This is a genomic window from Enterobacter sp. CRENT-193 (assembly GCF_002787395.1).
Classification (GTDB): Bacteria; Pseudomonadota; Gammaproteobacteria; order Enterobacterales; family Enterobacteriaceae; genus Enterobacter; species Enterobacter hormaechei_C.
Map to the genome: position 1 here is coordinate 660,287 of NZ_CP024812.1, position 23,665 is coordinate 683,951.

A 23,665-nucleotide genomic window follows, 5' to 3' on the forward strand; every position below is an offset into this window, starting at 1 on the left:
CATCCTTACTTAACAGGAATGAACTGTTTCAGGTCCCATATTCCGAGATGAAAATGGTTATCCGTAACGTTGATATCCTCAATAGCGCGCGAGGTCTCTGGCATCAGGTAGAAGTTTTTGCTACACGGCGTGCCGGGGGATTCCGGATTCGGCTTCAGGCAGGTCCCGGTCGCATTGACGCGAAACGAGGTGTTCCCTTTATTGGTTATTTTTCCCGCCACATAGACGAAATCAATCTTCTTATCCCGGGGCTGAACCACCAGAATGGTGCTCACCACCGCGCGCGTCATCCCGGTGCCGTTTTTTGGCGAACCGCTGTCCACCTCTTCGCTTACCCCTTCATCCGTGAAGGTAATGCGGTAGTAACGCTCTTTGTTATCGGCGTTTCCGTGATAGTAAAATTTGACGATATTGCTGGTACCGGCGGGCATCACCATGCGCGTGGGCGTCAGCAACAGTTCGTCCACTTTCTCCGGATTAATGACGATCCCTTCATCCATTGGGCTGCTGATCCGCTGTGCGCGAACAGAAACAATACGCACGCTGTCTGCTTCGTTTTTTATTTCCTTGGCGGTGGAGTCAGCATCCGCAGAAATAATGGTGGTGACTTTTCCCACATTAATGGCCAGCGCGGAGGAAGAGATAAATAATAAAAATAAGAAGGCGGATTTGAGGTTAAACATGCTATTTCCCTAAACAGGGGCTTGCGCCCCTGGATCGATCAGGCCTTAGCCCCAGGTTGCGCGGAACGCAACAGACACGGTCCCTTCCCACAGGCTGTTGGTCAGGTCTTTGAACTCTTTCGCCGTACCGGCATTGTCCTGAGCGGAGTCAACGTAGAAGACGAATTTGTCCTGGCCGGTAATTTCGGTATCTGCCGCCGCGCCTGCGCTGGTGGTCAGGTTCCACAGGCCAGAAGAGACGCCGGTGTTAGAAGAGGAATCAACCAGCGTGGTCCATGCGGTTGATTTCGCCCCCACGGTGCCACCGATAGAGCCCAGGTCGTTACCGCCCCAACGCGCACCCACTTTCAGCTTGGTCGCTTCACCACCCACGCTGAACAGCGTGTTGTTTGAATCGTCGAGGATAGCTTCGAGTTTGAAGCTGGTCGCCGTAGAGTGATCGCCACGGATAGCCACATCAAACAGACCGGTGTCGGTGTTGAAAGATTTGGTGTTGGCGCTGTAAACAAAGTTCAGAGCACGCGTTGGCGTAACAACCAGATCGGATTCGCTGTCTTTGGTCGCGGTTGCCTGCCATGTGGCAGAAGCCGTCGTTTCTGCTGCATTAACTGCGCTCAGGGCAGAAACAGACAGCAGGGAGCCCAGAACGATAGCGTTCAGTTTGTTCATTTATTTAGTCCTTCAAAAAAGAATCCACGTGTATAAAAAGGGGAGCCCCTTTTTCGAGGCGGAGTATAGACAGCCGCAAAATAACGAGGCAATACAGAAAAATTCACTCGACGGAGAGCAACAATAAAAATATAAATAAATTTCTCGTATCTTATTGTTACGTATTGAGTAAATTACTCACCTTCCCGAGTAATAGATAAATATCGATTTTTTAATAAAGAGAAATATCAGGACGTCGGGACAGCCACACACATCATTACAGGCAACACCAGCCCCTTAATTAACCACGCATGTTTTTTTACGCTGGTAATATAGAAGAAGTTGATATTATCAAGTAACATTTCGTTTACAACGCCATCCGGCGCCGCATCATCTTCAGATTTATTCAGCTTTTTATCCTTAATATAAAAGATATTGCTTCCATCGACTTTTTCCACGCTGAGCGTGTAATTTCGGTCAATCAGGTAGCTTTTGCCCTCTTTCTTGAGCACGCCTTTATGAATAACCGTCACAACATCTTTGTTGTTAAACAGGAAAAGCGTGGTTAGCGACATATCGGTTGACTCACCCGTGGAATATGTTTTCCAGGAAATGGTATCTGACTGGCAGCCAAACCCCTCATCCTGCGTTCTGGTAAAATAGATCCATAACAACGCGATGACAGACAGCGCCAGTACGATACTGAACAGTACACTCATTTTAGTCCTTGACATATTTTAACTCCCGGTCAGGCTTCTGTAAGAAATGCAGTTCTTATAATCGTCGATACTGTCCTGCTGATAACAGATGGCCAAGAAATAATTTTCTATCTGCGACTTTTTAAACCTGGAATAGTAAGCATCTGCAACCTGATGTTGACAGTCGATATGTTGACTGGCGATGACCTCTTTTACGTGATTAAAGTAGTGCTGTCGCGGCTGATACATATTCTTATCGATCAGGTATACCGTACACCGGTCCACTTTACCGAGCAGATGCATATCAGAATCTTTCAGGCTCTCGGCATAGGAATCCCTTTGGTGCAACAGTAAAACAGCGGTGCCGATAACGGTAATCAGTAATAAGGTGCAGAGAGAAATAAAGAGTCTGTGCAGCGATATTAATTGTTTAGGCGGATCGGCATCTTTCTTATGCGCTAGCGTATCGAATGATTCAGAGGCAGATTGTTCACTAAGCGTTGAAACAACCGGCGGCCTGACCGTGTGGTGTTCAATATGCGCGGCAAGGCTAAATCCCTTGCCACGTATCGTTTTTATCAGTAAAGGGTCGCATCCTAATGTACGAAATGCTTTTCTGATTTCACTTATGGCAACATTCAGACTCACCGAAGAACCAGAGAAACCATGATCCTCCCAGACCTTCTTTATCAGGTCGTCTCTGTCGAGAGTTTTACCATTATTGATGATAAGTTCATAAAGCAGACGACCCGCCTGGTTAGATAACTTAATGGATGACTCTTCCTCTCCATTAATCATGATCATACCGGTGTCGACTTCATAAAGCATTGTAAGATCAATGAGATACTTCATATTATTATTACGCCATTGTTAAAATTATGTGCATTTGCCAGGCAATAATAAGTCTAAAGTTTGTGTGGTCAAGTCGCGTGATATTAATTGAGAGATGAATTCATAAAGCTTCATTAATTAACAATTATTAAATCATTAATAAAAATATTTGAACCAACGCATTTAGGTTAAAACATTAAAAAAAACTAACACACAAGATTATAATCTTAAACTTTAGAAATTGTTGGAATAATGTTTTGTTATGTACTTTTTTAGTGCAACATAATATCGTCAAAGCATTCTCCCGAGTCGCCATGCGTCTAGCCGGTACATCAGGGACATGTGTAGCCGATTAACATTCATTTTAAATAACACAAATCTTCATGGAGTTTATCATGTTCAAATCGATCATGACCGTATCACTGCTGGCCGCTGCTATTGCCTCTACCAGCGCAGTGGCCGCAGACAATTCAGCGGGTGGTATCATTAACTTTACCGGCGCTATTACCGATACAACCTGTACCATTAACGGCGGTAAAAGCGCAGACTTTACCGTTGCGCTTTCCCCTATTTCGGTAAAAGATGCAGGCACCACGGTTGGCCTGATCACTAAGAATAAAAAATCTATTGCGCTGACTTTCTCAGGTTGTTCACCAGCAGCCGGAACGACCGGCACCCCGCTGAAAGTGTATTTCTCCAGCGCGGATAATATTTCCACTGACGGTAAATACCTGCTCAATAACAGCGTGAACGAAAGCGATGCCAGCGTGGCACGTAATGTCGGTTTTGCGCTAGTGGAGCCAGGTTCGTCCACGCCAATTACCCTGAACCAGCCTTACACCACGGATATTATGGGTACAGCGACCGCGCCAGATTCCGAGACGCTGACGCTGGATGTTTATTATTATAAAACGAACGCCGCTGCCGCCACCGTGGGCGAGTTAAGCTCCAACGTAACGTATACCATTTCCTACCTGTAATAATGATTATTCAGGCTCTGTTTTCGCAGAGCCTGTATTTAAGGTTGCAATCATGCGCAAGGCAATTTTGCTGGCAGGTTTACTGCTAAGCACCGGTCACTCGTGGGCCAATATTGTCATTAATGGCACCCGTGTCCTTTATCCTGAAAATAACAAAGAGGTGATCGTCCAGTTAATGAATACGGGCGATGCGCCCGCTCTGGTGCAATCCTGGATAGATGACGGTGATATTAATTCCACGCCGGAAACAGCCAATGTGCCGTTTTTGCTGTCGCCGCCAGTGATAAAGGTTAACGAACATAATGGCCAACAGCTTCGTATTAAAAAGCTGCCGTCCAGCTTGCCTGCGGATCGCGAATCCGTCTTTTTCCTGAATGTTCTCGACATTCCGCCCAGACCTGAAAATCTGCAAAATCAGAATACCGTTCAGCTGGCGATTAAATCCCGTATCAAACTTTTTTACCGGCCCGCTGCGCTGAAAGGCACGCTGGATGACGCGGTGGCGAAACTGACGCTCGCCGCCGAAGGCGATCGCTTTCGCATTACAAATAACAGTCCGTTCCATATTACGGTCGCCAATATTTCGCTGGGTAAAACGAAATTGCTCCAGGAGTCCCCTATGGTTTCCCCGTTTGGGCAGCTGACGGTCGCCGCAAAAAATACGGTTAAGCGCGGACAGACCTTCCAGCTGATGTATGTGGACGATCTTGGCGCGTATAAAACCCGGACTTTCACCAGTCAGTGATCGGAAAGACTCACCATGAAAATGAAACAAAACAGACTCTGTCTGCTAGCAGTCTGCACGCTTCTGCTTTCGCATAAATCAGGGGCCGTCTCGTTTGATCCCTCCCTGCTTGCTGGCGCATCCGGTGAGTCCGATCTGTCTCGCTTTTCCGAAAACAACGCCATGCCTGCCGGCAGCCAGGAGATGGATATCTACGTAAACGGCAGCTGGAAGGGACGTTATACCGTCATCTACGGCGAGCAGCGTGACGACATCCGCATTGCCTGGAAAGATGCCCGGTCGCTTGGCATCAACACCACGTCCGTGCCTGCGCCCGCCATTGCGCACGGGCAGGTTCAGCTGCGCGATCTGGTTCAGGGCGGTGAAGTCAAAACCGATACCAGCACCCTGAGTCTGGCGCTTACCGTTCCGCAGGCGGCCGTGCTGCGTACTGAAGAAGGTTACATTGCCCCCCAGTTCTGGGACGAGGGGATACCGGCGCTGATGCTCTCGTGGAACACGACCTGGTACAACACCCGCGCGAAAGGCGCTGCGAAAGACACAAATGATGATTTTTATGCCGGGCTGGATTCCGGCGCCAACCTGTTCGGCTGGCAGTTTCGCGACAGCAGCGCCTGGCGGAAAACGGCCAGCGGAGAGAGTAGCTGGCAGAATAATACCCGCTACCTGCGCCGTCCCCTGGCCTCGCTGAAATCCAACCTGACGCTGGGTGACTTTTATATTCCTGGCGATCTGTTTGATTCCCTGCGCGTGCGCGGCGTGTCGCTGGCGTCGGACATGAAGATGCGCCCAAATTCACAGCAGGGTTTTTCACCGGTGGTTCACGGCGTGGCACGGACGAACGCCCTGGTGAAAGTTATCCAGAATGGCAACGTGATCTATCAGGAGAATGTGCCGCCGGGCCAGTTTACCCTCGACAGCATTCAGCCTACCGGCTCCGCGGGCGATTTGCTGGTGGTGGTGCGTGAAGCGGACGGTTCACAGCAGTCCTTCACGGTGCCGTTTTCCGCCGTACCCGGGATGCTAAAAGAAGGGGTGAGTCAGTACAGCGTGGTGGCGGGTAAAGTGCATCAGAACACGCTCGATGCCGAACCCGCATTCATGCAGGCCACGCTGCGCTACGGGTTTAATAACCTCATCACCGGGTATACCGGGACGATTATTAGCGATAACTACCAGGCCGGGCTTGTCGGTACCGGGTGGAACCTTCCCTTTGGCGCGGTCTCGTTTGATGTCACCCACGCCAAAACCACCCTACAGGATCGCACCAGCAGCGGCCAGAGTTATCGCGTGTCGTACAGCAAATTTATCGATACCACCGCCACCAACTTCACCCTGGCGGCCTATCGCTATTCCACTAAAGGCTATTACAGCTTCAGCGACGCGCTCTATTCGCGCGAAGGGTATCAGCGCCTGAGAGCGCAGTACGACGACTATGAAGATCGGTTTGGCGTTGCGCCCGACATGTCGCTAAGCACCTGGGACGCCATGCGCGCGGCGCAGCCCAAGAATACCTTTACGCTTAACCTTAATCAGCGCCTGCTCAATAACTGGGGCACGGTGTTTGTCTCCGGCACACAGCGCGATTACTGGAACTCACAGCAAACCACGCGCGAATACCAGATGGGCTATTCCAACGCCATCGGCCGCGCCAGCTATACCCTGTCGGCCAGCCGGGTACGGAACAGGGACAGTGAAGAAGAGACGCGCCTTTACCTCTCCCTCAGCCTGCCGTTCTCGCTGTTTGATAATAATGCGTGGATCACCTCCAGCCTGACGGCCAGCGATTCGCATTACGAGCAGAGCAATATCAGCATGAGCGGGAACGCGCTGGCGTCGAACCGACTGAGCTACACCCTCTCCGGCAGTAATGCGCGGGGAGGGAAAAATGCGGCAAGCGTTAACGCCGCGTACCGTTCGAACTTCGCGACACTCGGTGGCTCTTACAGCGAATCCTCCGACTACCGCCAGACCGGGCTCAGCGGACGCGGCAGCCTGGTGGCCTACCCGTGGCACGTTCTCGCCTCAAACGAAACCGGCACAACCATGACTATCGTCGATGCGCCAAAGGCGGAGGGGCTGATGGTGAACGGCGATGAAAGCATTATGACGAACCGCGATGGCGTGGCGCTGGTGCCTTACGCCACCCCGTATCGCAAAAACGCCATTACGTTAACTGAAACGGAAAACAGCGCTGGCGCGGAGGTGATCGGCAATATGGCTAACGTGGCTCCTTACGACGGGGCGGTGAGCTATATCCGCTTTGAAACCGACAAGCGCCAGTCATGGGTACTTCATGCGACGCGCGCCGACGGCAAACCGCTGCCCTTTGGCACCGAAGTGCTGGATGAACATGGTGAATCTGTCGGGTATGTCGGACAGGCCAGCGTACTGTATATCCGTGCTGAACGGCCGCCACGCGCGCTCAACGTGCATCTCCGCGGCGGAAAGTGCGAAATCTCCTCCCCGGCCTGGGGGCTGAACAGCCCCTCATCGGTTTGCCATTAATTACGGATTATCAAAATGTTACGATCATTCATGTTCCTGCTCCTCACCAGCGTTAGCGGGATGAGCTATGCCACCTGCTCCGGCAGCAGCATCGTTTATGGCACACCGATTACCATTGATTTATCGGATAAGCTGAGCCCGGCCACGCCCACATGGACCGGCAGCTTCACCACCCAGTACAGCGGCTCGTTCAACTGTACGACGGGTAACAGTGAATTTTCTTACACGCCGATCCTCTCGACCGACAGCAAATACGCGACCATCCTCGGATTCAGCAACAACAAGTATATGGTGCGGGCGGAGATCACCAATCCCCCGGCCAATAAAACCCTGTCTGCCAGCGGTAGCCATACGGCGTCTGAGCTGAATACACCGTTTACGGTTCGCTTCACCCTCGTTAACCAGAGCGGCACCACCCTGACGGGGGATACGGCGAACATGAGCGACGTTCTGTTCGTCAGCGACATGAGCGGGTTATCTATCTGGGAAATCATCACCTGGCCAATCAATCAGGTCATCAAGATAGCGCAGTGGTTATTCAGCGGGTTCAAGTGGCCTTACGACAACCGCGATATGTTTGGTCAGCCGATGATCATCAAATACGCGCCAAAACTGACTACCTGTTCCTTTGATAATGCGGGGCTGACCGTGGCGCTGCCGACGCTCGGCATTCCCCAGCTCAGTGCATCCTCACAGCCGGGGCTGACGCCTTTTTCACTGAACATGAGCTGTCAGAACGTCGGGGTTAATGGCAATTCCGATCGGGCAATTGAGATGTTTCTGTCCAGCACGCAGCTGCTTTCGACCGACAGCTCGGTGCTGATCGACAGCAGCAGTAGCGCGGCGCAGGGCGTGGGGCTCCGCCTGATAAAACGTGACGCCCCGCAAACGCCGGTGACCTTCTCTACCTCGACCACCAGCCGTGGCAACGCCACAATGATTTTCAGCGTGGCGGCTGGCGCGGCGCTGGACGAACATTTCACCCTTCCGATGGCGGCGTACTATTACGTGTGGGCACCCGCCCAGGTGAGCCAGGGTAAGATCAATACATCGGCTACGCTGAATATTATCTACCCCTGATGTGGACTATTCCTCCATCTTTCCAACCGTCTGCACATACTTAATCAGTTCGCTGTGGTTGGAAAGATTCAGCTTTTTCATCGCATTATGCTTCTGCGTCGCAATGGTACTGACCGAACGGTTTCGATGACGGGCAATCTCCGTCGTTGAAAATCCTTCCACAATAAGATGAAGCACCTCCCACTCTCTGGCCGAGAGGATGGAGCGCGCCCGGGAGCCGGACCGCATTACCCGCCTGAGCCACGAAGAGATCGACGGTTTTTGCCCGTCCGCCATGAGCAACGCGGGTAATTCCTTTTTCAGTTCAGTCAATTCATCCTGCTGACTGATGGTTAATTCAAATTTCATCTCCAGAACTTTTTTTAACAGCCCGTAAGGCAGCTCGGGCACCAACAGAACACGCCTGACGTGATGGGTTTTACATAAAGATGTAAAACGGCTGCTGACCTCCGCACTCCACTCTTTATGATTAAGCAGATAATTAAATTCAGTGAAGAAAACATCCACGTTATTATCCGCCACCGCCGCCAGCGCCTGTTCTGTGGAATCGACCTGAGTAATGTTCAGTACGTAATCGGGTAAAAGATCCTGGAGCGCCCGGAATATTATCTCTTTAAATATATTTATTTTGTAAAACACCATTACCCTTACGATACGTTCAGTATTATTCATGTCTTTTCTAAATTCTCGTGACCGGAGGAAAATGATAATAGTTTATGTACTCACCACTCACAACCTCTTCGCGCCAGGATTTTATCCTTCTCAGGCTTAAAAATCTGAACAAGGACATTAAATTCATAGAAAAAATTCTATTTTATTCTGCGCGCCGTTTCCCCTTGCAGATAAAGCCTTGTCGATAACTCTGCCACGATCACAATTTTTCTTACAGGAATAGCATTAAGCCACTGAAAAAACGGTGGATTAACCCCATTAATTAACCGCCCGATGCTTATTATCCGCTCATTTACAGAATAAAAATCTGGCATGAATATTATTAGAAGATTAAAACAATTGCATATACCATTAAAACCCTTTTTCAATTTTATCTTCCTCTAATAATTGGCATCAGCTTTACTCGACGGTTTGTATTGGCTTACATTGATGCCATCGCATCGCGTTATTTAAAAAAGTGCTCGCTATTCTTTTAATAAGAGAGTGCGAACCGCCATTTTCTCTTATATGGACTGTTTACTCAGCGAAAGGAGAATGCCAATGCAAAATAAAAAAACAATTCACGTTGCCGTTGTTGACAGCTGCGAATTCACGATGATTGGCCTGCAATCGCTTGGAAAGCGTGAGCCTGATGAAAAACACGACGTTATTTTTCATGGATTTACCCATATCGAAGAACTTGCTATGTGTGAACAACTCTTTGATATCATCATTTATGATCCGTTGAATACGCGTCATTTCCGGGTGACGACGAATGACGACATTCTCTGTATTAAACAGAAACAAGTGACAGCGAAGATCTATATCTATTCGTTATCCGCCGGCTATTTGAAATTCAAACATGTTGATGGAGTCATCAGCAAAAGAGTCTCCCTGGGGGATATCAAAGCGCTGTGGCAAATACTGATGAGCCAGACGCCGCAAGAGTCTGGCCGTTACAACGTAGGCATGACGACCCGCTTACGCACCCCGGCGAGGCTGTCCAGCGAGGAGGCAAGCGTATTGCGCGGCTATTCCTGTAATCTCAAAACCAAGCAAATCGCCCGTCAGCTGGGGTGTAACGTCAGGCTGGTTTACTTTTATAAGAACAACGCCATGAACAAGCTTAAGGCCGTGCGTGGTCCCTCGTTTTACCAGAGCATTCGCTGGATCCTGAATTAAAAATTTGACCGTGTGTCGTTTGCCTTTTGTTCCCGTGTCCGCGGGAACCTTTTTTCATTTCCTGAAGGCTGTTCCATGTATACCGTTCTTCCCTCTCCCCTGTTGCAACGTATCTCAGGGCTGCGATTCCAGCCGCTTGTCGATCTTCATTCGGGCCAGGTGTTCGCGCATGAAGTTCTCGTGGAGATCCATAACGTCAATCTTGAGGTGCTGTTTGCCTCGCTGCCCTCGCGCAGCGCGCTGCAAATCTTCTTCTGGCAGGCCAACACCCTGTTACAGATACCCGCCCGGGACGCTTACTGGCTAAACCTTCCGGCAGAACACCTTCTCAACGAACGCGCTATCCGGTTGTTGCTGGCGTTACGCCATCAGCAGCGGTTAACGATTGAAATTCAGGATCCCCTCACCATCACACGGCTGAGCGAGGATGAGCAACGTCGCCTTCATGCCACGCTTGTTCGGTTAAAAGAGGCGGGATGGCAAATCTGGCTGGACGATTTAACCCGGGAGTTGGCGGAGGCGTTCGCGCGGCTTGCGCTGCCGCTGGATGGGGTGAAAATTGACCGCTCAGCGCTGTGCGAGCGCGCGCCGCTTGCCCCGTTTGTACAGGAGGTCAGGGCAGGTATCGCGCAATCAATTCTTATAGAAGGCATCGAAAACTCGCGGGATCTGGCGCGCGCCCGCGCGTCCGGCGCACAGTCTGGTCAGGGTTTTCTGTGGCCCGAAAGCCGAACCGATGCCCGCGTAACGCTTTGACGGCCAGCGGAGCGCTGGCCTTTTTACCGGGGCTTACCAGCCCGGCACCGCGCCACCGTTAAAAATGGTCTCCGCCGCTTTCGCCACTTCCGGCGACTGATAGGACTGGATAAATTCCTTCACGTTTTCGGCGTCTTTGTTCTCTTCACGCGTGACCACAATATTCACGTAGGGTGAGTTTTTGTCTTCGATAAAGACGCTGTCGTGTACCGGGGAAAGCCCCGTTTGCTGGAGATAGGTGGTACTGATGATGGCCACATCCACTTTCGGATCGTCCAGCACGCGCGGCAGCTGCGCCCCTTCCAGCTCCATAATCTGTAAGTTTTTCGGGTTCGCGGTAATATCCAGCGCCGTTGGCAGCAGGCCAACATCCGGTTTAAGGGTAATCAGCTTCTCTTTTTGCAGCAGCAACAGCGCGCGGCCAAGGTTGGTGGGATCGTTTGGAATCGCAATGGTTGCGCCGTCCTTCAGCTCAGAGACCGATTTAATCTTTCGGGAGTAACCCGCCATCGGGAAGACGAAGGTATTGGCCACGGCGACCAGCTTGTAATTGTGCGCCTTGTTATCTTCTGCGAGGAACGGGCGATGCTGGAAGACGTTGGCGTCCAGTTCGCCCTGGTTGGTGGCATCGTTGGGCAGCAGCGAGCCGCTAAAGCCCACCAGCTCAACATCCAGACCGTATTTCTCCTTTGCCACCTTTTTGGCGACTTCCGCCACGTCCTGCTCAGCGCCATTGATCACGCCGACTTTAATGTGTCTGGCATCATTGCCGCCCTGATCACAGCCCGCGAGCAGCAGGCCAGTCAGGAGAAGCGCACCCAATCGAAGTTTCACGAGACAGTTCCTTTTGATAGACGTTTTGAAGACTATATCGACAACGAGACGGCAGGCTAAAAAACGAAAAGGAATCAGTAAGACGGTTAAGTTATATGCGGCCTGTTGCCGGGTGGCGCTGCGCTCACCCGGCCTACGTGACGGGGGAAGTGTAGGCCCGGTAAGCGTAGCGCCACCGGGCGATGGGCATCAGGCTACGGTAGTCCAGGCGCAAGCAGAACCGCTTCCCTCACGCCTGCCGACGCAGCGGCGCTTCGCGCAAAAACCACGACAGCACAAACGCCAGCACCATAATCCCCGCCGCCAGCATGAATACCGCATGGATCGCCGAGCCGAACGCATCCAGATAGTCCAGACGCAGGGCATCAGGCAGATGGTGTATGGCAACGGGATTAAGTTCGCGCGGCAGTTCCGCCCCTTCCGGCAGCCTGTCGATCAGGCCTGATTGCAGAATATGGGTGAACACCGCGCCAAACAGCGCAACGCCAATCGCCCCGCCAATGGAACGGAACAGCGTCACCCCAGACGTCGCGACGCCGTATTGATCGGCTGACACGCTGTTCTGCACCGCCAGCACCAGCACCTGCATCACCAGTCCCAGCCCCATGCCCAGCACGCCGGTAAACAGGTAAAGCTGCCAGGTTGGGGAGGTGATTGAAATGCGCGTCAGTAACATCATCCCCACCACGCCGAGCAGCGTGCCGAGGATCGGGAACAGACGATATTTCCCGGTACGGCTGATGATGCGCCCGCTGATGATGGAGGTGAGCAACAGCCCCCCCATCAGGGGGATGAGCTGCAAACCGGCCTGCGTCGGCGTGGCGTCTTTTACCACCTGTAAATAGAGCGGCAGGAAAGTGACGGAGCCAAACAGCGACATGCCGATAATAAAACCGATCAGGCTACAGAGCAGGAAGCTGCGGTCGCGGAAGAGCGACAGCGGGATAATCGGCTCCCACGCCAGCCGCTCTTCGTAGATAAACCCGGCGATCCCCGTCAGGCCGAAGGCCAGAATGCACCACAGCTGCGGGTCGCTCCATTGGCGGATCGTCCCCCCCTCGGTGGTAAACAGAATGATGCACAGCAACGCCATGCTGAGGTAAATCGCCCCCAGGTAATCAATCTCATGCTTGCTGCGCCGCGCGCTGCCGTGGAAAACCGCGCCAATCACCAGCAGCGCAAACAGCCCCAGCGGCAGGTTGATGTAGAAAATCCAGCGCCAGGATGCGTGCTGAACGATAAACCCGCCGATCAGCGGCCCTATCACCGTCGCCAGGCCAAACACGCCGCCAAACAGCCCCTGATAGCGACCCCGATCGGCAGGCGGGATCACGTCCGCCACGGCAGCCATGCTGATCACCATCAGACCCCCGCCCCCCAGCCCTTGCAGGGCGCGCATCAGCACCAGCTGGGTCATGTTCTGCGCCAGACCGCACAGCGCGGCCCCCACAAGGAACAGCACAATCGCGATTTGCAGAACGATTTTTCGGCCAAACAGATCGCCGAATTTGCCGTACAGCGGCACCACGATGGTCGAACTGAGGATATAGGCCGTTACCACCCACGAGAGTTTATCCAGCCCGCCCAGCTCACCCACGATGGTCGGCAGCGCGGTGGAAACAATGGTCTGATCCAGCGCCGAGAGCAGCATCACCAGCAGGAGTGCGCTGAACAGCAGCTTAATCGACGGCGCCTTTTTCGCAGGTTGAGTCATTACGTCGGACTCCATAAGACATCACTTGAAATTAATTAATCGTATAATTAATATTTGTGGAAGTGATGAATAAGATCAAGAGATACGGTGACCATGTCAGCACAAAAGGACAATTCTGAACCCCGCCGCCCCGGTCGGCCACGCGGCGGCAAGCGCGTTACCGCCAGCCGTGAACAGCTGCTGGATATCGCCCTGAATCTCTTTTCCCGCCAGGGGATCGCCAATACGTCGTTGAACGCTATTGCCCGCGAAGCAGGCGTGACGCCCGCCATGCTGCACTACTACTTCAACTCCAGAGAACAGTTGCTGGATGCGATGATTGAGGAGCGCTTCCTGCCGTTACGCGAGCGGATCGGGGCGATTTTCGCCGACAACCGGGATTCGCCGGTGGATGCCCTGACGGAAATGGTCAGGGTGCTGGCCGAACTGGCGGAAAAGTATCGCTGGTTTGCCCCGCTGTGGATGCAGGAGGTGATTGGCGAGATGCCGGTACTGCGCACCCATTTGCAGGCACGCTTTGGCGATGAGAAATATCACACCACGCTGGCAACCATCAAAGGCTGGCAGCAGGAAGGAAAGCTGAATCCGGCGCTGGCCCCCGAACTGCTGTTCACTACGCTGCTGAGCCTGGTGCTGGTGCCGTTCTCCCGCATGCGCAATGACGAGAGGCTTAGCGCCCTCTCGCCGGAGATCGTGGTGCGCCACGTGTTAGCCGTGATAGGCACCGGGATCGGCGGTTAAAGATTTTTGGACAGATAGTGTCTCTGCATTCCCTGATAAGGGTAATCCTGCAAGGACATCTGCACCTGATAACCCTGTTTTTCATAGAACGGACGCGCCTGGAAGCTGACCGTATCCACCAGCGCGTGACGACAGCCTTTGCGACGGGCCTCCTCTTCAGCCGTTTTGATAAGCTGGCTTCCCACACCCGTACCCCGCACGCTGTCACTGACCCACAGATAGTCTATGTTCAGCCAGTCGCCTTTCCGTACGCCGATTAACCCGCCCAGCATGACGCCATTGTCGTCTCGCATATATACGCCAATATCGCCACTAAACGTCGCCAGATCTAAATACTGCGCGTTATAGGCTCTTAGCCCCGTTAATAATTCTTCTTTTTCTTCAGCCGTGACTTTATCTGTAATGCTCAGGTGCATAAATCTCTCCTTATTTTCAGCGCAATCTGAATATCTCACAGCTTAACCTTCATAAAAACTCCTTATTTCCTCCATTGTTTAAACAAGGAAATATTCATTCAATATGTAAATAAAAAAAACCTTTCCAATAGGCTCCGAAAACGTATAATGAGAACGATCATTCTCACTTTTTACGGTAGCCGACGATGAGCACAAAGCTGGAAGAACGACAAAAACTACGGCAGGACGAAATCATCACCGCCGCGCGCCGCTGCTTTCGCGCCAGTGGATTTCACGCTGCCAGCATGTCGCAGATCGCCAGCGAAGCCAGGCTCAGCGTCGGACAAATCTATCGCTATTTCAGTAACAAAGACGCGATCATTGAAGAGATGATCCGGCGCATTATCGACTCACGTATTGAGGAGATGCAGGGCAAAACCCTGGTTGAAGGGATGCCGCAGGCGCTTGCCTGGCGCCAGACGCTTAACGAAGATGATGACGCGCTAATGCTCGAAATGTCCGCAGAGGCCACGCGCAATCCGCTGGTGGCAAACATGCTGATCGAAGCCGAAGCCCGCATGTTCGCCAACGCCTGTGAGCACCTTAAAAAGCAGTTCCCCCACCTGAGCGATGAGCATATTCGCTGCTGCGTGGAGATTACCGCTGTGATGATCGAAGGCACGATTTACCGTCGACTCACGCCTTTAAAAGTACCGTCAGAACAATTAGAGCCCATATACCAGAATATTTTAAATATGCTTTTCTCTGCGAAGTAATCGCATGTGAATAATTAGCGGAAATAATTAATTTCCCTTTTTTCATTTCTGGCTCTGCCAGAGATGCGGGATCGCTGTGCTTTTAATTAGCCCTCCTCCCTGTTAAGCGATTAACAGGGCAGGCTTCGTTCACCCTGGAAAAAGATTATGAAAACCATAACAACCTCCATCGCAGCATTACTCCTCCTGACAGGGTGCGATAATGCGCAAACATCTGCTCCTCAACGTCCTCTTCCGGAAGTGGGGATTGTCACACTCATGAGCCAGCCGGTGTCCGTCGTTAGCGAGCTGACCGGCCGCACCGCCGCCGCGATGAGCGCCGAAGTGCGCCCTCAGGTGGGCGGCATTATTCAGAAACGGCTCTTCACCGAAGGCGATACGGTCAAGGCCGGGCAGGCGCTGTATCAGATCGATCCTTCCAGCTACCGCGCCGCTTATAATGAAGCTGCCGCCGCACTGAAACAGGCGCAGGCGCTGGTGCAGGCCGACTGCCAGAAAGCCCGACGCTATGCGCAGCTGGTGAAGGACGACGGCGTATCACGTCAGGATGCGGAAGACGCGAAGTCCACCTGTGCGCAGGACAAGGCCAGCGTCGAGTCAAAGAAAGCCGCGCTGGAAAGCGCCCGCATTAACCTCAACTGGACCACCGTCACCGCGCCGATTGCCGGACGTATCGGCATCTCCTCTGTGACTCCTGGCGCGCTGGTGACCGCCCAGCAGGATACCGCGCTGGCCACCATTCGCGGGCTGGACAGTATGTACGTCGATTTAACCCGTTCCAGCGCCGATCTGCTGCGTTTACGCAAGCAAACCCTCGCCAGCAACAGCGATACGCTGAACGTGTCGTTGATTCTCGAAGACGGCAGCAGCTACAGCGAAAAAGGCCGCCTGGCGCTGACCGAAGTGGCGGTGGATGAGTCTACCGGCTCAGTTACCCTGCGCGCCGTCTTCCCGAACCCGCAGCATCAGCTTCTGCCGGGCATGTTCGTCCGCGCCAGAGTGGATGAAGGCATCATGAATGACGCGATCCTCGCCCCGCAGCAGGGCATCACTCGCGACGCCAAAGGCACCGCCACCGCGCTGGTGGTGAACGCCAGCAACAAGGTCGAACAGCGTCAGCTGGAGACGGGTGACACTTACGGCGACAAATGGCTGGTGCTGAGCGGTTTGAAGGCTGGCGATAAGCTGATTGTGGAAGGCACCGACAAAGTCACCGCCGGGCAGGAAGTGAAAGCTGAAGAGATGAAAACCAACGGAGGAAACGCCTGATGTTTTCCCGTTTCTTCGTGCGTCGCCCGGTCTTTGCCTGGGTTATCGCCATTCTCATCATGCTCGCCGGGATACTGGCGATCCGCACGCTGCCCGTTGCGCAGTACCCGGACGTTGCCCCGCCGTCGATCAAAATATCCGCCACCTACACCGGCGCCTCCGCACAAACGCTGGAGAACAGCGTGACGCAGGTGATCGAGCAGCAGCTCACCGGGCTGGATAACCTGCTCTACTTCACCTCCACCAGCAGCTCGGACGGGTCGGTGAGCATTAACGTCACGTTTGAACAGGGAACCGATCCGGACACCGCTCAGGTACAGGTGCAGAATAAAGTCCAGCAGGCAGAATCGCGCCTGCCGACCGAGGTGCAGCAGTCCGGGATCACCGTCGAAAAATCCCAGAGCAACTTCCTGCTGATCATGGGCGTATATGACAAAACCGACACCGCCAGCAGCTCGGATATCGCCGACTGGCTGGTGAGTAATATGCAGGATCCGCTGGCGCGCGTGGATGGCGTCGGTAGCCTACAGGTGTTCGGTGCAGAATACGCGATGCGCATCTGGCTCGACCCGGCGAAGCTGGCGTCGTACTCGCTGATGCCCTCCGACGTGCAGAGCGCGATTGAAGCGCAGAACGTGCAGGTTTCCGCCGGTAAAATCGGCGCGCTGCCCTCGTCGAACGCCCAACAGCTGACCGCCACCGTCCGCGCTCAGTCGCGTCTGCAAACGGTCGATGAGTTCAAAAAGATCATCGTCAAGAGCCAGTCCAACGGTGCGGTGGTGCGCATCAGCGACGTCGCGCGCGTGGAGATGGGCAGCGAAGATTACACCGCCACCGCGAAGCTGAACGGCCACCCGGCGGCGGGTATGGCGGTGATGCTCTCACCGGGCGCCAACGCGCTTAACACCGCCACGGCGGTAAAAGATAAGATCGCCGAGTTCAAAAAGTCGATGCCGGAAGGCTACGACGTGGCCTACCCGAAAGACAGCACCGAGTTCATCAAGATCTCCGTTGAGGACGTGATTCAGACCCTGTTCGAAGCCATTATCCTCGTGGTGGTGGTGATGTACCTGTTCCTGCAAAACATCCGTGCGACGCTGATCCCGGCGCTGGCGGTGCCGGTGGTGCTGCTGGGCACCTTCGGCGTGCTGGCGCTGTTCGGTTACTCCATCAACACCCTGACGCTATTTGCGATGGTGCTGGCGATAGGGCTTTTGGTGGATGACGCCATCGTGGTGGTGGAAAACGTCGAGCGTATTATGCGCGACGAAGGGCTGCCCGCCCGGGAAGCGACCGAAAAATCGATGGGCGAAATTTCCGGCGCGCTGATCGCCATTGCGCTGGTGCTCTCTGCGGTATTCCTGCCGATGGCCTTCTTCGGCGGCTCTACCGGGGTCATTTACCGCCAGTTCTCGGTCACCATTATTTCGGCGATGTTCCTCTCCGTGGTGGTGGCGCTGACCCTGACGCCCGCGCTGTGCGGCTCGATCCTGAATCACACCGCTCCGCACAAAAAGGGCTTCTTCGGCGCGTTTAACCGCTTCTACAGTAAGACCGAGCACAGCTATCAGAACAAGGTGCTGCGCGCCCTGCGCCGTTCCGGTGGCATGCTGGTGATCTACGCCCTGCTCTGCGGCGCGATGGGGTTCGCCATGCTAAAACTGCCGGGCAGCTTCCTGCCAACCGAAGACCAGGGTGAAATCATGGTGCAGTACACCCTGCCTGCCGGCGCAACCGCGGTGCGTACCGCCGAGGTAAGCCGCCAGGTACGCGAGTGGTTCCTCACCAAAGAGAAAGCCAATACCGACGTGATCTTCACCATTGAAGGCTTCAGCTTCAGCGGCAGCGGCCAGAACGCCGGGATGGCGTTCGTCTCCCTGAAAAACTGGTCAGAGCGCAAAGGCGATGAGAATACCGCCCAGGCCATTGCCCTGCGCGCCACGCAGGAGCTGAGCACCATTCGGGATGCCACAATTTTCGCCATGACGCCCCCGGCGGTGGATGGTTTAGGCCAGAGCAACGGCTTTACCTTTGAGCTGATGGCCAGCGGCGGCACCGACCGCGACGCGCTGCTGAAACTGCGTAACCAGCTGATTGGCGAAGCCAACCAGGACAACTCGCTGCACGCCGTGCGCGCCAACGATCTGCCGCAGATGCCGCAGCTTCAGGTGGATATCGATAACAACAAAGCCGTGTCGCTGGGGCTGTCCCTGAGCGACGTCACCGACACCCTCTCCAGCGCCTGGGGCGGGACCTACGTGAACGACTTTATCGATCGCGGCCGCGTGAAAAAGGTCTACATCCAGGGCGACAGCGACTATCGCGCCGTGCCGTCGGATCTCAACAAGTGGTATGTGCGCGGCAGCGACAGCACCATGACACCGTTCTCCGCCTTCGCCACCACCCGCTGGGAGTACGGCCCGGAAAGCCTGGTGCGCTACAACGGCTCGGCGGCGTATGAGATTCAGGGCGAAAACGCCAGTGGCGCCAGCTCCGGCAAGGCGATGAGCAAAATGGAGCAGTTGGCAAACAGCCTGCCGTCCGGCAGCACATGGGCGTGGAGCGGTTTGTCGTTGCAGGAAAAACTGGCGAGCGGCCAGGCGATGAGCCTTTATGCCCTCTCGATCCTGGTGGTGTTCCTGTGCCTGGCAGCGCTGTATGAGAGCTGGTCAGTACCGATTTCGGTCATCATGGTGATCCCGCTAGGGGTGCTGGGCGCGGCGGTTGCCGCCTCCCTGCGCGGCCTGAACAACGACGTCTATTTCCAGGTGGCGCTGCTGACCACCATCGGTCTGTCGTCGAAGAACGCCATTCTGATTGTCGAGTTTGCCGAAGCCAAAGTGGCCGAAGGCTACTCCCTGACGCGCGCCGCCCTGCGGGCCGCCCAGACGCGTCTGCGTCCGATCATCATGACCTCGCTGGCGTTTATCGCAGGCGTGACGCCGCTGGCGATTGCCACCGGCGCCGGGGCCAACAGCCGCGTGGCGATCGGTACCGGTATTATCGGCGGGACGCTGGCCGCGACGCTGCTGGCCATCTTCTTTGTTCCTTTATTCTTTGTACTGGTGAAACGTCTGTTCTCCGGTAAGCACGCAAACCGGAGGTCATAATGTTTCGTGTAACCGTATTAACGTTAGCGCTGCTGAGCGCGGGCTGTGTGTCATTAGATCCCACGTATCAGCGCCCGGACGCCCCCGTCCCGACGACGTTGCCGGGCGCCCATGGCGAAGCCAACGCCGTGGTGAGCCAGTGGCAGCAGGTGATGAATGATGCGCGGTTGAAAAGCGTGGTGACGATGGCGCTCAACAGCAACCGCGACGTGCAAAAAGCGATTGCGGATATCGACGCCGCCCGTGCCCAGTATGGCGAAACGCGCTCGTCCCTGTTCCCGACGGTGGACGCGGAACTGAGCCACACCCGCAGCCGCACGCTGGCGAGCGGTGTCGCGACAAGTGACGAAGCCAACGGCGCGGTCTCCAGCTTCGAACTGGATCTGTTTGGCCGCAACCAGAGCCTGTCGCGTGCCGCGCGTGAAACCTGGCTTGCCAGCGAATTCACCGCGCAGAACACGCGCCTGACGATGGTCAGCGAGCTGACCACGGCCTGGGTGACGCTGGCGGCGGATAACAGCAATCTGGCGCTGGCGAAGTCCACCCTGGAGAGCGCCGCAAACTCACTCAAGATTGTGAAGCGCCAGCAGGAAGTAGGCGTGGCAGCGGCAACGGACGTCAGTGAAGCGATGGCGGTTTACCAGCAGGCGCGCGCCAGCGTGGCGAGCTACCAGACGCTGGTGATGCAGGACAAAAACGCTCTCAACCTGCTGGCGGGCGATACGGTGCCCGAGAACCTGCTACCCGGCACGCTGGAGAGCCTGAGCGACAACGCCATCACGCTGATCCCGGCGGGCGTTAGCTCCAGCGCGCTGCTGCGTCGTCCGGACATTCAGGAGGCGGAACACAACCTGCTGAGCGCCAACGCCAACATCGGCGCGGCGCGCGCCAACTTCTTCCCGACCATCTCGCTCACCGCCAGCGCGGGCGCCGGCAGCGATTCGCTGTCGTCCCTGTTCAGCCACGGGATGAAGGTCTGGTCGTTTGCACCTTCCATCACCCTGCCGCTGTTCAGCGGCGGCAACAATATGGCGCAGCTGCGCTATGCGGAAGCCGAGAAAAAAGGGTTAATTGCGACCTATGAGAAAACCATCCAGAGCGCGTTCAAGGACGTGGCCGACGCGCTGGCCCGGCGCGAAACGTTGAGTGAACAGCTTGATGCCCAGCGTGAATACGTGGCGGCGGAGCAAAAAACGCTGGATGTGGCGACGCGCAGTTACAAGGCTGGCGCGGGCGATTATCTGACGGTGCTCACCGCGCAGCGGTCGCTGTGGTCGGCGCAGGAATCACTGATTGCCTTGCAGCAAACCGACCTGGAAAACCGCATCACGCTGTGGCAATCGCTGGGCGGCGGGATTCAGTAACATCACTGCCGGGCGGCGCAACGTTGCCCGGCCATCAGAGTAAATACCTATGGCAAAAGTCTCTTTTTCTTTCGCGGCCATCCTTGGCCTGCTGACGGCGATCGGGCCGCTGTGTTCCGATTTTTATCTTCCGGCGCTGCCGGAGATCGCCACCCAGCTCAACACCTCCACAACGCTGACGCAGCTTTCTCTTACCTCGGCGCTGATTGGCCTGGGGCTGGGACAACTCTTTTTCGGCCCGCTAAGCGATCGCATCGGACGTAAAACGCCGCTGCTGTTCTCACTTTTGCTGTTTGTACTGGCTTCAGTGCTTTGCGCCAGCACGCAGAATATTTACGCCCTGATCGGCTGGCGATTTGTGCAGGGCGTTGCCGGGGCGGGCGGCTCCGTACTTGCCCGCTCCATCGCCCGCGATAACTATCATGGCACGATGCTAACGCAGTTTTTTGCCCTACTGATGACGGTCAACGGCATCGCGCCCGTGGTGTCCCCGGTACTCGGTGGCTATATCGCGTCGCATTTCGACTGGCGGATGCTGTTCTGGGTAATGGCAGGGGCGGGTCTGGCGCTGCTGATCGCCAGCCAGCTTTTTATCCGCGAGTCCCTCACAGAGAAACAGGGCAGGGGATCGCTGACGCAAACCGCCAGGACGGTACTTAAAAATCGTCGCTTTATGCGCTACTGCCTGATCCAGGCCTTCATGCTGGCGGGGCTGTTCGCCTATATCGGGGCATCCTCCTTTGTGATGCAAAACGAGTATGGCCTGAGCGCCATGCAGTTCAGCCTGCTGTTCGGTGTGAACGGTATCGGCCTGATCGTCTCAGCGCTGATTTTCTCCCGTCTGGCACGCCGCCATCTGGCGGAAAGATTGATGCGAACAGGCCTCGTTCTGGCGTTGTCCTGCGCGGGGCTGACATTGCTCTTTGCGTGGATGCAGCTTTCCGTTCCGGCACTGGTTGCACTCTTTTTCACCGTCGCATTTAACAGCGGGATCAGCACCATTGCGGGTTCAGAAGCGATGAGCGCAGTCGACACGAAGGAGTCCGGCACAGCGTCAGCCATTCTGGGCATGCTGATGTTTTTATTCGGCGGGATCGCAGCGCCTCTCGCGGGTATCGGCGGAGAAACGATGCTGAAAATGAGTCTCGCGGTGTTAGTAAGCTATGGCATTGCACTGGCGATCGGATCCCGCACGCAGAATGCGTAAATTCATACTTTTGGCTTGAATCGCGTTGATGAATGTAACGATATATTTCAGGGGAAGCATGTGACTTTCAAAGGAGGTTTCGATGAAATCTGCACACCTGGTTTGCCTGCTCGTTTGCCTGATTTTCGCTGCGTTTGTTCACGCGCAGGAGAAGAGCGCTCCGGAGAAAGAGGCCCAGATAAAACAGCAGGTCCTGAAAGATGTGAAGAAAACCTGTACCCCGCAGAAAAAGCAGAGCGATAAAGCCTGGCAGGCGATGATTTTGTCGTCTGAGGCCAATCAGCTGCTGATCAAAAACGCCATCACCGCCGTGAAGCGTGACAACCTGGACGCCTACTGGGATGCAGTCAGTCAGGTGGATTGTATGGAAGATTACTGAGGGTTGAGCGCCGGGTGGCGCCGCGCTTACCCGGCCTACATCACACGTTTAACGCTTCCGCACATCCGGAATAATCAAATCCCCGCGCAGAACGTAGGACCCGAGCATCTGCGTTTTCTCTGTCAGCCAGCTCACGATGCGCGCCGCCATGGCGTCCATGGAATACTCAATGGCCGGGATCACCGGAATACCCGGCAGATGCAGCGAACCGCCGAGGCTAAAGACCATGATGTCTTCCGGTACCGATTTATTAAACGCCTGTAACTGCGGGATCACCCGCTGGGCTTCCTGCTCATCCGCCACCAGCAGCGCGTTGAAGTTCAGCGTGGACGCGTTGTTGAGTAATTCCTGAAGCGCAACGGACGATGAAGTTGCGTCCATAAACACGAGGTTGCGATTAAAGGGCAGGAAGTTTTTCTCCAGCGCATGTTTGTAACCCAACAGCACCTGATCGGCAAAGCCGCTGCCGTGCGGGTGGATGAGCGCTATCTGGCGACGCCCCTGGCTGGTGAGATAGTTGCAGGCCGTTTCAGCCGCGAACGCGTGATCGAACTGAATGCTGTTGGCGTTATCGGCTTCCATACAGTCGACCAGAATCACGTTGTCCATGTCCACGTCCAGCGGGAAACGCGCGCCAATCACCAGAATGTCATCACATAAGCCGCAGGAGAGTTCTTCAAGGGCGTTCATCACTTCTGTTTTCGTGTGTGCGAAACGCAGCAGCAGATGTTTTTGATGCTGGCTGAGGTGTTTTTCCAGCGCGTACAGGTAACCGGTGGTCTGGTTAATGTTTTCCTGCGCGCAAATCACCCCAATGCAGCCCGTCGACTGGCTGAGCAGCGACTGGGCGATCACATTGGGACGATAGTTCAGCTCGTCCACCGCTTTCAGAACAGCCTGGCGGCTGGCTTCTTTAACGCCACGCGACCCGCTCAACACCCGTGATACCGTGGCTTTGGACACCCCGGCCAGACGCGATACATCGTTGATTGTAGACATCTCTCTCCCCTGTCAGACGCAACTGGCGTCTGTAATTTCCATCACCGCTACGGCTCACATTATAGCCAGAACGGAGTATATCCGTTTCCGTTTTCCATGGAAACCGATTTTCCGT

The 23,665-nt window shown here is 54.8% G+C and carries 22 protein-coding genes; 13 read left to right on the plus strand and 9 right to left on the minus strand.

All coding sequences use genetic code 11. The annotated features are described in order from the left end of the window. Positions 1 to 5 precede the first annotated feature (5 nt). The 4 genes from CU081_RS03275 to CU081_RS03290 all read right to left on the minus strand — a co-directional run bounded on the left by CU081_RS03275 (position 6) and on the right by CU081_RS03290 (position 2,881). Positions 6 to 683 carry a hypothetical protein gene (locus tag CU081_RS03275; RefSeq protein ID WP_022650117.1) on the minus strand — a complete coding sequence of 226 codons (678 nt, stop codon included), beginning with the start codon at positions 681 to 683 and terminating at the stop codon, positions 6 to 8. Between the two features lie 45 nt (positions 684 to 728). Further along, positions 729 to 1,352, minus strand: a complete 624-nt coding sequence (locus CU081_RS03280) for a common pilus major fimbrillin subunit EcpA (protein WP_003860995.1) — start codon at positions 1,350 to 1,352, stop codon at positions 729 to 731. 227 nt (positions 1,353 to 1,579) lie between these two features. Further along, a complete protein-coding gene (locus CU081_RS03285; RefSeq protein WP_003860998.1) occupies positions 1,580 to 2,050 on the minus strand; it encodes a hypothetical protein in 471 nt (156 codons plus the stop codon). 18 nt (positions 2,051 to 2,068) lie between these two features. Beyond that, on the minus strand, positions 2,069 to 2,881 hold the full coding sequence (locus tag CU081_RS03290) for a winged helix-turn-helix domain-containing protein (RefSeq protein WP_022650116.1): 813 nt from the start codon (positions 2,879 to 2,881) through the stop codon (positions 2,069 to 2,071). Positions 2,882 to 3,255: 374 nt separating this feature from the next. Between CU081_RS03290 and CU081_RS03295 the strand changes: the two genes are divergently transcribed. From CU081_RS03295 to CU081_RS03310, 4 genes are read left to right on the plus strand one after another with little or no spacing between them, the layout of a single operon-like run. After that, a complete protein-coding gene (locus CU081_RS03295; RefSeq protein ID WP_022646579.1) occupies positions 3,256 to 3,840 on the plus strand; it encodes a fimbrial protein in 585 nt (194 codons plus the stop codon). 52 nt (positions 3,841 to 3,892) lie between these two features. After that, positions 3,893 to 4,585, plus strand: a complete 693-nt coding sequence (locus CU081_RS03300; protein ID WP_001223973.1) for a fimbrial biogenesis chaperone — start codon at positions 3,893 to 3,895, stop codon at positions 4,583 to 4,585. Positions 4,586 to 4,600: 15 nt separating this feature from the next. After that, positions 4,601 to 7,093: a fimbria/pilus outer membrane usher protein gene (locus CU081_RS03305; RefSeq protein WP_039268671.1), complete on the plus strand. Its 2,493-nt coding sequence runs from the start codon at positions 4,601 to 4,603 to the stop codon at positions 7,091 to 7,093. 15 nt (positions 7,094 to 7,108) lie between these two features. Further along, the gene (locus CU081_RS03310) at positions 7,109 to 8,173 is read left to right on the plus strand and encodes a fimbrial protein (protein ID WP_022650114.1); all 1,065 of its coding nucleotides are present in this window, start codon (positions 7,109 to 7,111) and stop codon (positions 8,171 to 8,173) included. Positions 8,174 to 8,179: 6 nt separating this feature from the next. On the opposite strand, the gene CU081_RS03315 is transcribed toward CU081_RS03310, so the two are convergent. After that, positions 8,180 to 8,815 carry a LuxR C-terminal-related transcriptional regulator gene (locus tag CU081_RS03315; RefSeq protein ID WP_032608163.1) on the minus strand — a complete coding sequence of 212 codons (636 nt, stop codon included), beginning with the start codon at positions 8,813 to 8,815 and terminating at the stop codon, positions 8,180 to 8,182. Between the two features lie 570 nt (positions 8,816 to 9,385). On the opposite strand from CU081_RS03315, the gene CU081_RS03320 reads away from it, so the two are divergent. Then, on the plus strand, positions 9,386 to 10,006 hold the full coding sequence (locus CU081_RS03320; protein WP_022650112.1) for a LuxR C-terminal-related transcriptional regulator: 621 nt from the start codon (positions 9,386 to 9,388) through the stop codon (positions 10,004 to 10,006). A gap of 75 nt (positions 10,007 to 10,081) precedes the next feature. Next, a complete protein-coding gene (locus CU081_RS03325) occupies positions 10,082 to 10,762 on the plus strand; it encodes an EAL domain-containing protein (RefSeq protein WP_022650111.1) in 681 nt (226 codons plus the stop codon). A 33-nt stretch (positions 10,763 to 10,795) separates the two neighbouring features. Here the strand turns inward: CU081_RS03325 and nlpA are convergent, their stop codons facing one another. Together nlpA and CU081_RS03335 are read right to left on the minus strand one after the other, a co-directional pair. Next, complete coding sequence (gene nlpA / locus CU081_RS03330; protein ID WP_020480549.1) at positions 10,796 to 11,596, minus strand: lipoprotein NlpA; 801 nt, start codon at positions 11,594 to 11,596, stop codon at positions 10,796 to 10,798. Between the two features lie 229 nt (positions 11,597 to 11,825). Beyond that, a complete protein-coding gene (locus tag CU081_RS03335; RefSeq protein ID WP_058647437.1) occupies positions 11,826 to 13,325 on the minus strand; it encodes an MDR family MFS transporter in 1,500 nt (499 codons plus the stop codon). A 78-nt stretch (positions 13,326 to 13,403) separates the two neighbouring features. Between CU081_RS03335 and CU081_RS03340 the strand changes: the two genes are divergently transcribed. Continuing rightward, positions 13,404 to 14,051, plus strand: a complete 648-nt coding sequence (locus CU081_RS03340; RefSeq protein WP_003861018.1) for a TetR/AcrR family transcriptional regulator — start codon at positions 13,404 to 13,406, stop codon at positions 14,049 to 14,051. Here CU081_RS03340 and CU081_RS03345 read toward each other — a convergent pair. Beyond that, the gene (locus tag CU081_RS03345; protein ID WP_022650109.1) at positions 14,048 to 14,467 is read right to left on the minus strand and encodes a GNAT family N-acetyltransferase; all 420 of its coding nucleotides are present in this window, start codon (positions 14,465 to 14,467) and stop codon (positions 14,048 to 14,050) included. The two genes, CU081_RS03340 and CU081_RS03345, sit on opposite strands and share 4 nt — an antisense overlap. A 185-nt stretch (positions 14,468 to 14,652) precedes the next feature. Between CU081_RS03345 and CU081_RS03350 the strand changes: the two genes are divergently transcribed. From CU081_RS03350 to CU081_RS03375, 6 genes are all read left to right on the plus strand, one after another. Continuing rightward, positions 14,653 to 15,222, plus strand: a complete 570-nt coding sequence (locus CU081_RS03350) for a TetR/AcrR family transcriptional regulator (RefSeq protein WP_022646570.1) — start codon at positions 14,653 to 14,655, stop codon at positions 15,220 to 15,222. A gap of 147 nt (positions 15,223 to 15,369) precedes the next feature. After that, positions 15,370 to 16,491 carry an efflux RND transporter periplasmic adaptor subunit gene (locus CU081_RS03355; protein ID WP_022650108.1) on the plus strand — a complete coding sequence of 374 codons (1,122 nt, stop codon included), beginning with the start codon at positions 15,370 to 15,372 and terminating at the stop codon, positions 16,489 to 16,491. Further along, on the plus strand, positions 16,491 to 19,601 hold the full coding sequence (locus CU081_RS03360; protein ID WP_100185456.1) for an efflux RND transporter permease subunit: 3,111 nt from the start codon (positions 16,491 to 16,493) through the stop codon (positions 19,599 to 19,601). The genes CU081_RS03355 and CU081_RS03360 overlap by 1 nt, the downstream gene beginning before the upstream one ends. After that, the gene (locus tag CU081_RS03365) at positions 19,601 to 20,965 is read left to right on the plus strand and encodes an efflux transporter outer membrane subunit (RefSeq protein WP_022650106.1); all 1,365 of its coding nucleotides are present in this window, start codon (positions 19,601 to 19,603) and stop codon (positions 20,963 to 20,965) included. Before CU081_RS03360 ends, CU081_RS03365 begins: the two co-directional genes overlap by 1 nt. Before the next feature lie 49 nt (positions 20,966 to 21,014). Further along, positions 21,015 to 22,172 carry a multidrug effflux MFS transporter gene (locus CU081_RS03370; RefSeq protein WP_022650105.1) on the plus strand — a complete coding sequence of 386 codons (1,158 nt, stop codon included), beginning with the start codon at positions 21,015 to 21,017 and terminating at the stop codon, positions 22,170 to 22,172. An 82-nt stretch (positions 22,173 to 22,254) separates the two neighbouring features. Then, on the plus strand, positions 22,255 to 22,551 hold the full coding sequence (locus tag CU081_RS03375; protein ID WP_003861030.1) for a YicS family protein: 297 nt from the start codon (positions 22,255 to 22,257) through the stop codon (positions 22,549 to 22,551). 48 nt (positions 22,552 to 22,599) lie between these two features. Here the strand turns inward: CU081_RS03375 and CU081_RS03380 are convergent, their stop codons facing one another. Beyond that, the gene (locus CU081_RS03380) at positions 22,600 to 23,550 is read right to left on the minus strand and encodes a LacI family DNA-binding transcriptional regulator (RefSeq protein WP_003861033.1); all 951 of its coding nucleotides are present in this window, start codon (positions 23,548 to 23,550) and stop codon (positions 22,600 to 22,602) included. Between the last annotated feature and the right edge of the window lie 115 nt (positions 23,551 to 23,665).

Excerpts from the sequence above, each read along its gene's own strand:
- CU081_RS03275 (WP_022650117.1), bottom strand. The coding sequence starts at position 683 with ATGTTTAACCTCAAATCCGCCTTCTTATTTTTATTATTTATCTCTTCC.
- CU081_RS03280 (WP_003860995.1), bottom strand. The coding sequence starts at position 1,352 with ATGAACAAACTGAACGCTATCGTTCTGGGCTCCCTGCTGTCTGTTTCT.
- CU081_RS03285 (WP_003860998.1), bottom strand. The coding sequence starts at position 2,050 with ATGAGTGTACTGTTCAGTATCGTACTGGCGCTGTCTGTCATCGCGTTG.
- CU081_RS03290 (WP_022650116.1), bottom strand. The coding sequence starts at position 2,881 with ATGAAGTATCTCATTGATCTTACAATGCTTTATGAAGTCGACACCGGT.
- CU081_RS03295 (WP_022646579.1), top strand. The coding sequence starts at position 3,256 with ATGTTCAAATCGATCATGACCGTATCACTGCTGGCCGCTGCTATTGCC.
- CU081_RS03300 (WP_001223973.1), top strand. The coding sequence starts at position 3,893 with ATGCGCAAGGCAATTTTGCTGGCAGGTTTACTGCTAAGCACCGGTCAC.
- CU081_RS03305 (WP_039268671.1), top strand. The coding sequence starts at position 4,601 with ATGAAAATGAAACAAAACAGACTCTGTCTGCTAGCAGTCTGCACGCTT.
- CU081_RS03310 (WP_022650114.1), top strand. The coding sequence starts at position 7,109 with ATGTTACGATCATTCATGTTCCTGCTCCTCACCAGCGTTAGCGGGATG.
- CU081_RS03315 (WP_032608163.1), bottom strand. The coding sequence starts at position 8,815 with ATGGTGTTTTACAAAATAAATATATTTAAAGAGATAATATTCCGGGCG.
- CU081_RS03320 (WP_022650112.1), top strand. The coding sequence starts at position 9,386 with ATGCAAAATAAAAAAACAATTCACGTTGCCGTTGTTGACAGCTGCGAA.
- CU081_RS03325 (WP_022650111.1), top strand. The coding sequence starts at position 10,082 with ATGTATACCGTTCTTCCCTCTCCCCTGTTGCAACGTATCTCAGGGCTG.
- CU081_RS03335 (WP_058647437.1), bottom strand. The coding sequence starts at position 13,325 with ATGGAGTCCGACGTAATGACTCAACCTGCGAAAAAGGCGCCGTCGATT.
- CU081_RS03340 (WP_003861018.1), top strand. The coding sequence starts at position 13,404 with ATGTCAGCACAAAAGGACAATTCTGAACCCCGCCGCCCCGGTCGGCCA.
- CU081_RS03345 (WP_022650109.1), bottom strand. The coding sequence starts at position 14,467 with ATGCACCTGAGCATTACAGATAAAGTCACGGCTGAAGAAAAAGAAGAA.
- CU081_RS03350 (WP_022646570.1), top strand. The coding sequence starts at position 14,653 with ATGAGCACAAAGCTGGAAGAACGACAAAAACTACGGCAGGACGAAATC.
- CU081_RS03355 (WP_022650108.1), top strand. The coding sequence starts at position 15,370 with ATGAAAACCATAACAACCTCCATCGCAGCATTACTCCTCCTGACAGGG.
- CU081_RS03360 (WP_100185456.1), top strand. The coding sequence starts at position 16,491 with ATGTTTTCCCGTTTCTTCGTGCGTCGCCCGGTCTTTGCCTGGGTTATC.
- CU081_RS03365 (WP_022650106.1), top strand. The coding sequence starts at position 19,601 with ATGTTTCGTGTAACCGTATTAACGTTAGCGCTGCTGAGCGCGGGCTGT.
- CU081_RS03370 (WP_022650105.1), top strand. The coding sequence starts at position 21,015 with ATGGCAAAAGTCTCTTTTTCTTTCGCGGCCATCCTTGGCCTGCTGACG.
- CU081_RS03375 (WP_003861030.1), top strand. The coding sequence starts at position 22,255 with ATGAAATCTGCACACCTGGTTTGCCTGCTCGTTTGCCTGATTTTCGCT.
- CU081_RS03380 (WP_003861033.1), bottom strand. The coding sequence starts at position 23,550 with ATGTCTACAATCAACGATGTATCGCGTCTGGCCGGGGTGTCCAAAGCC.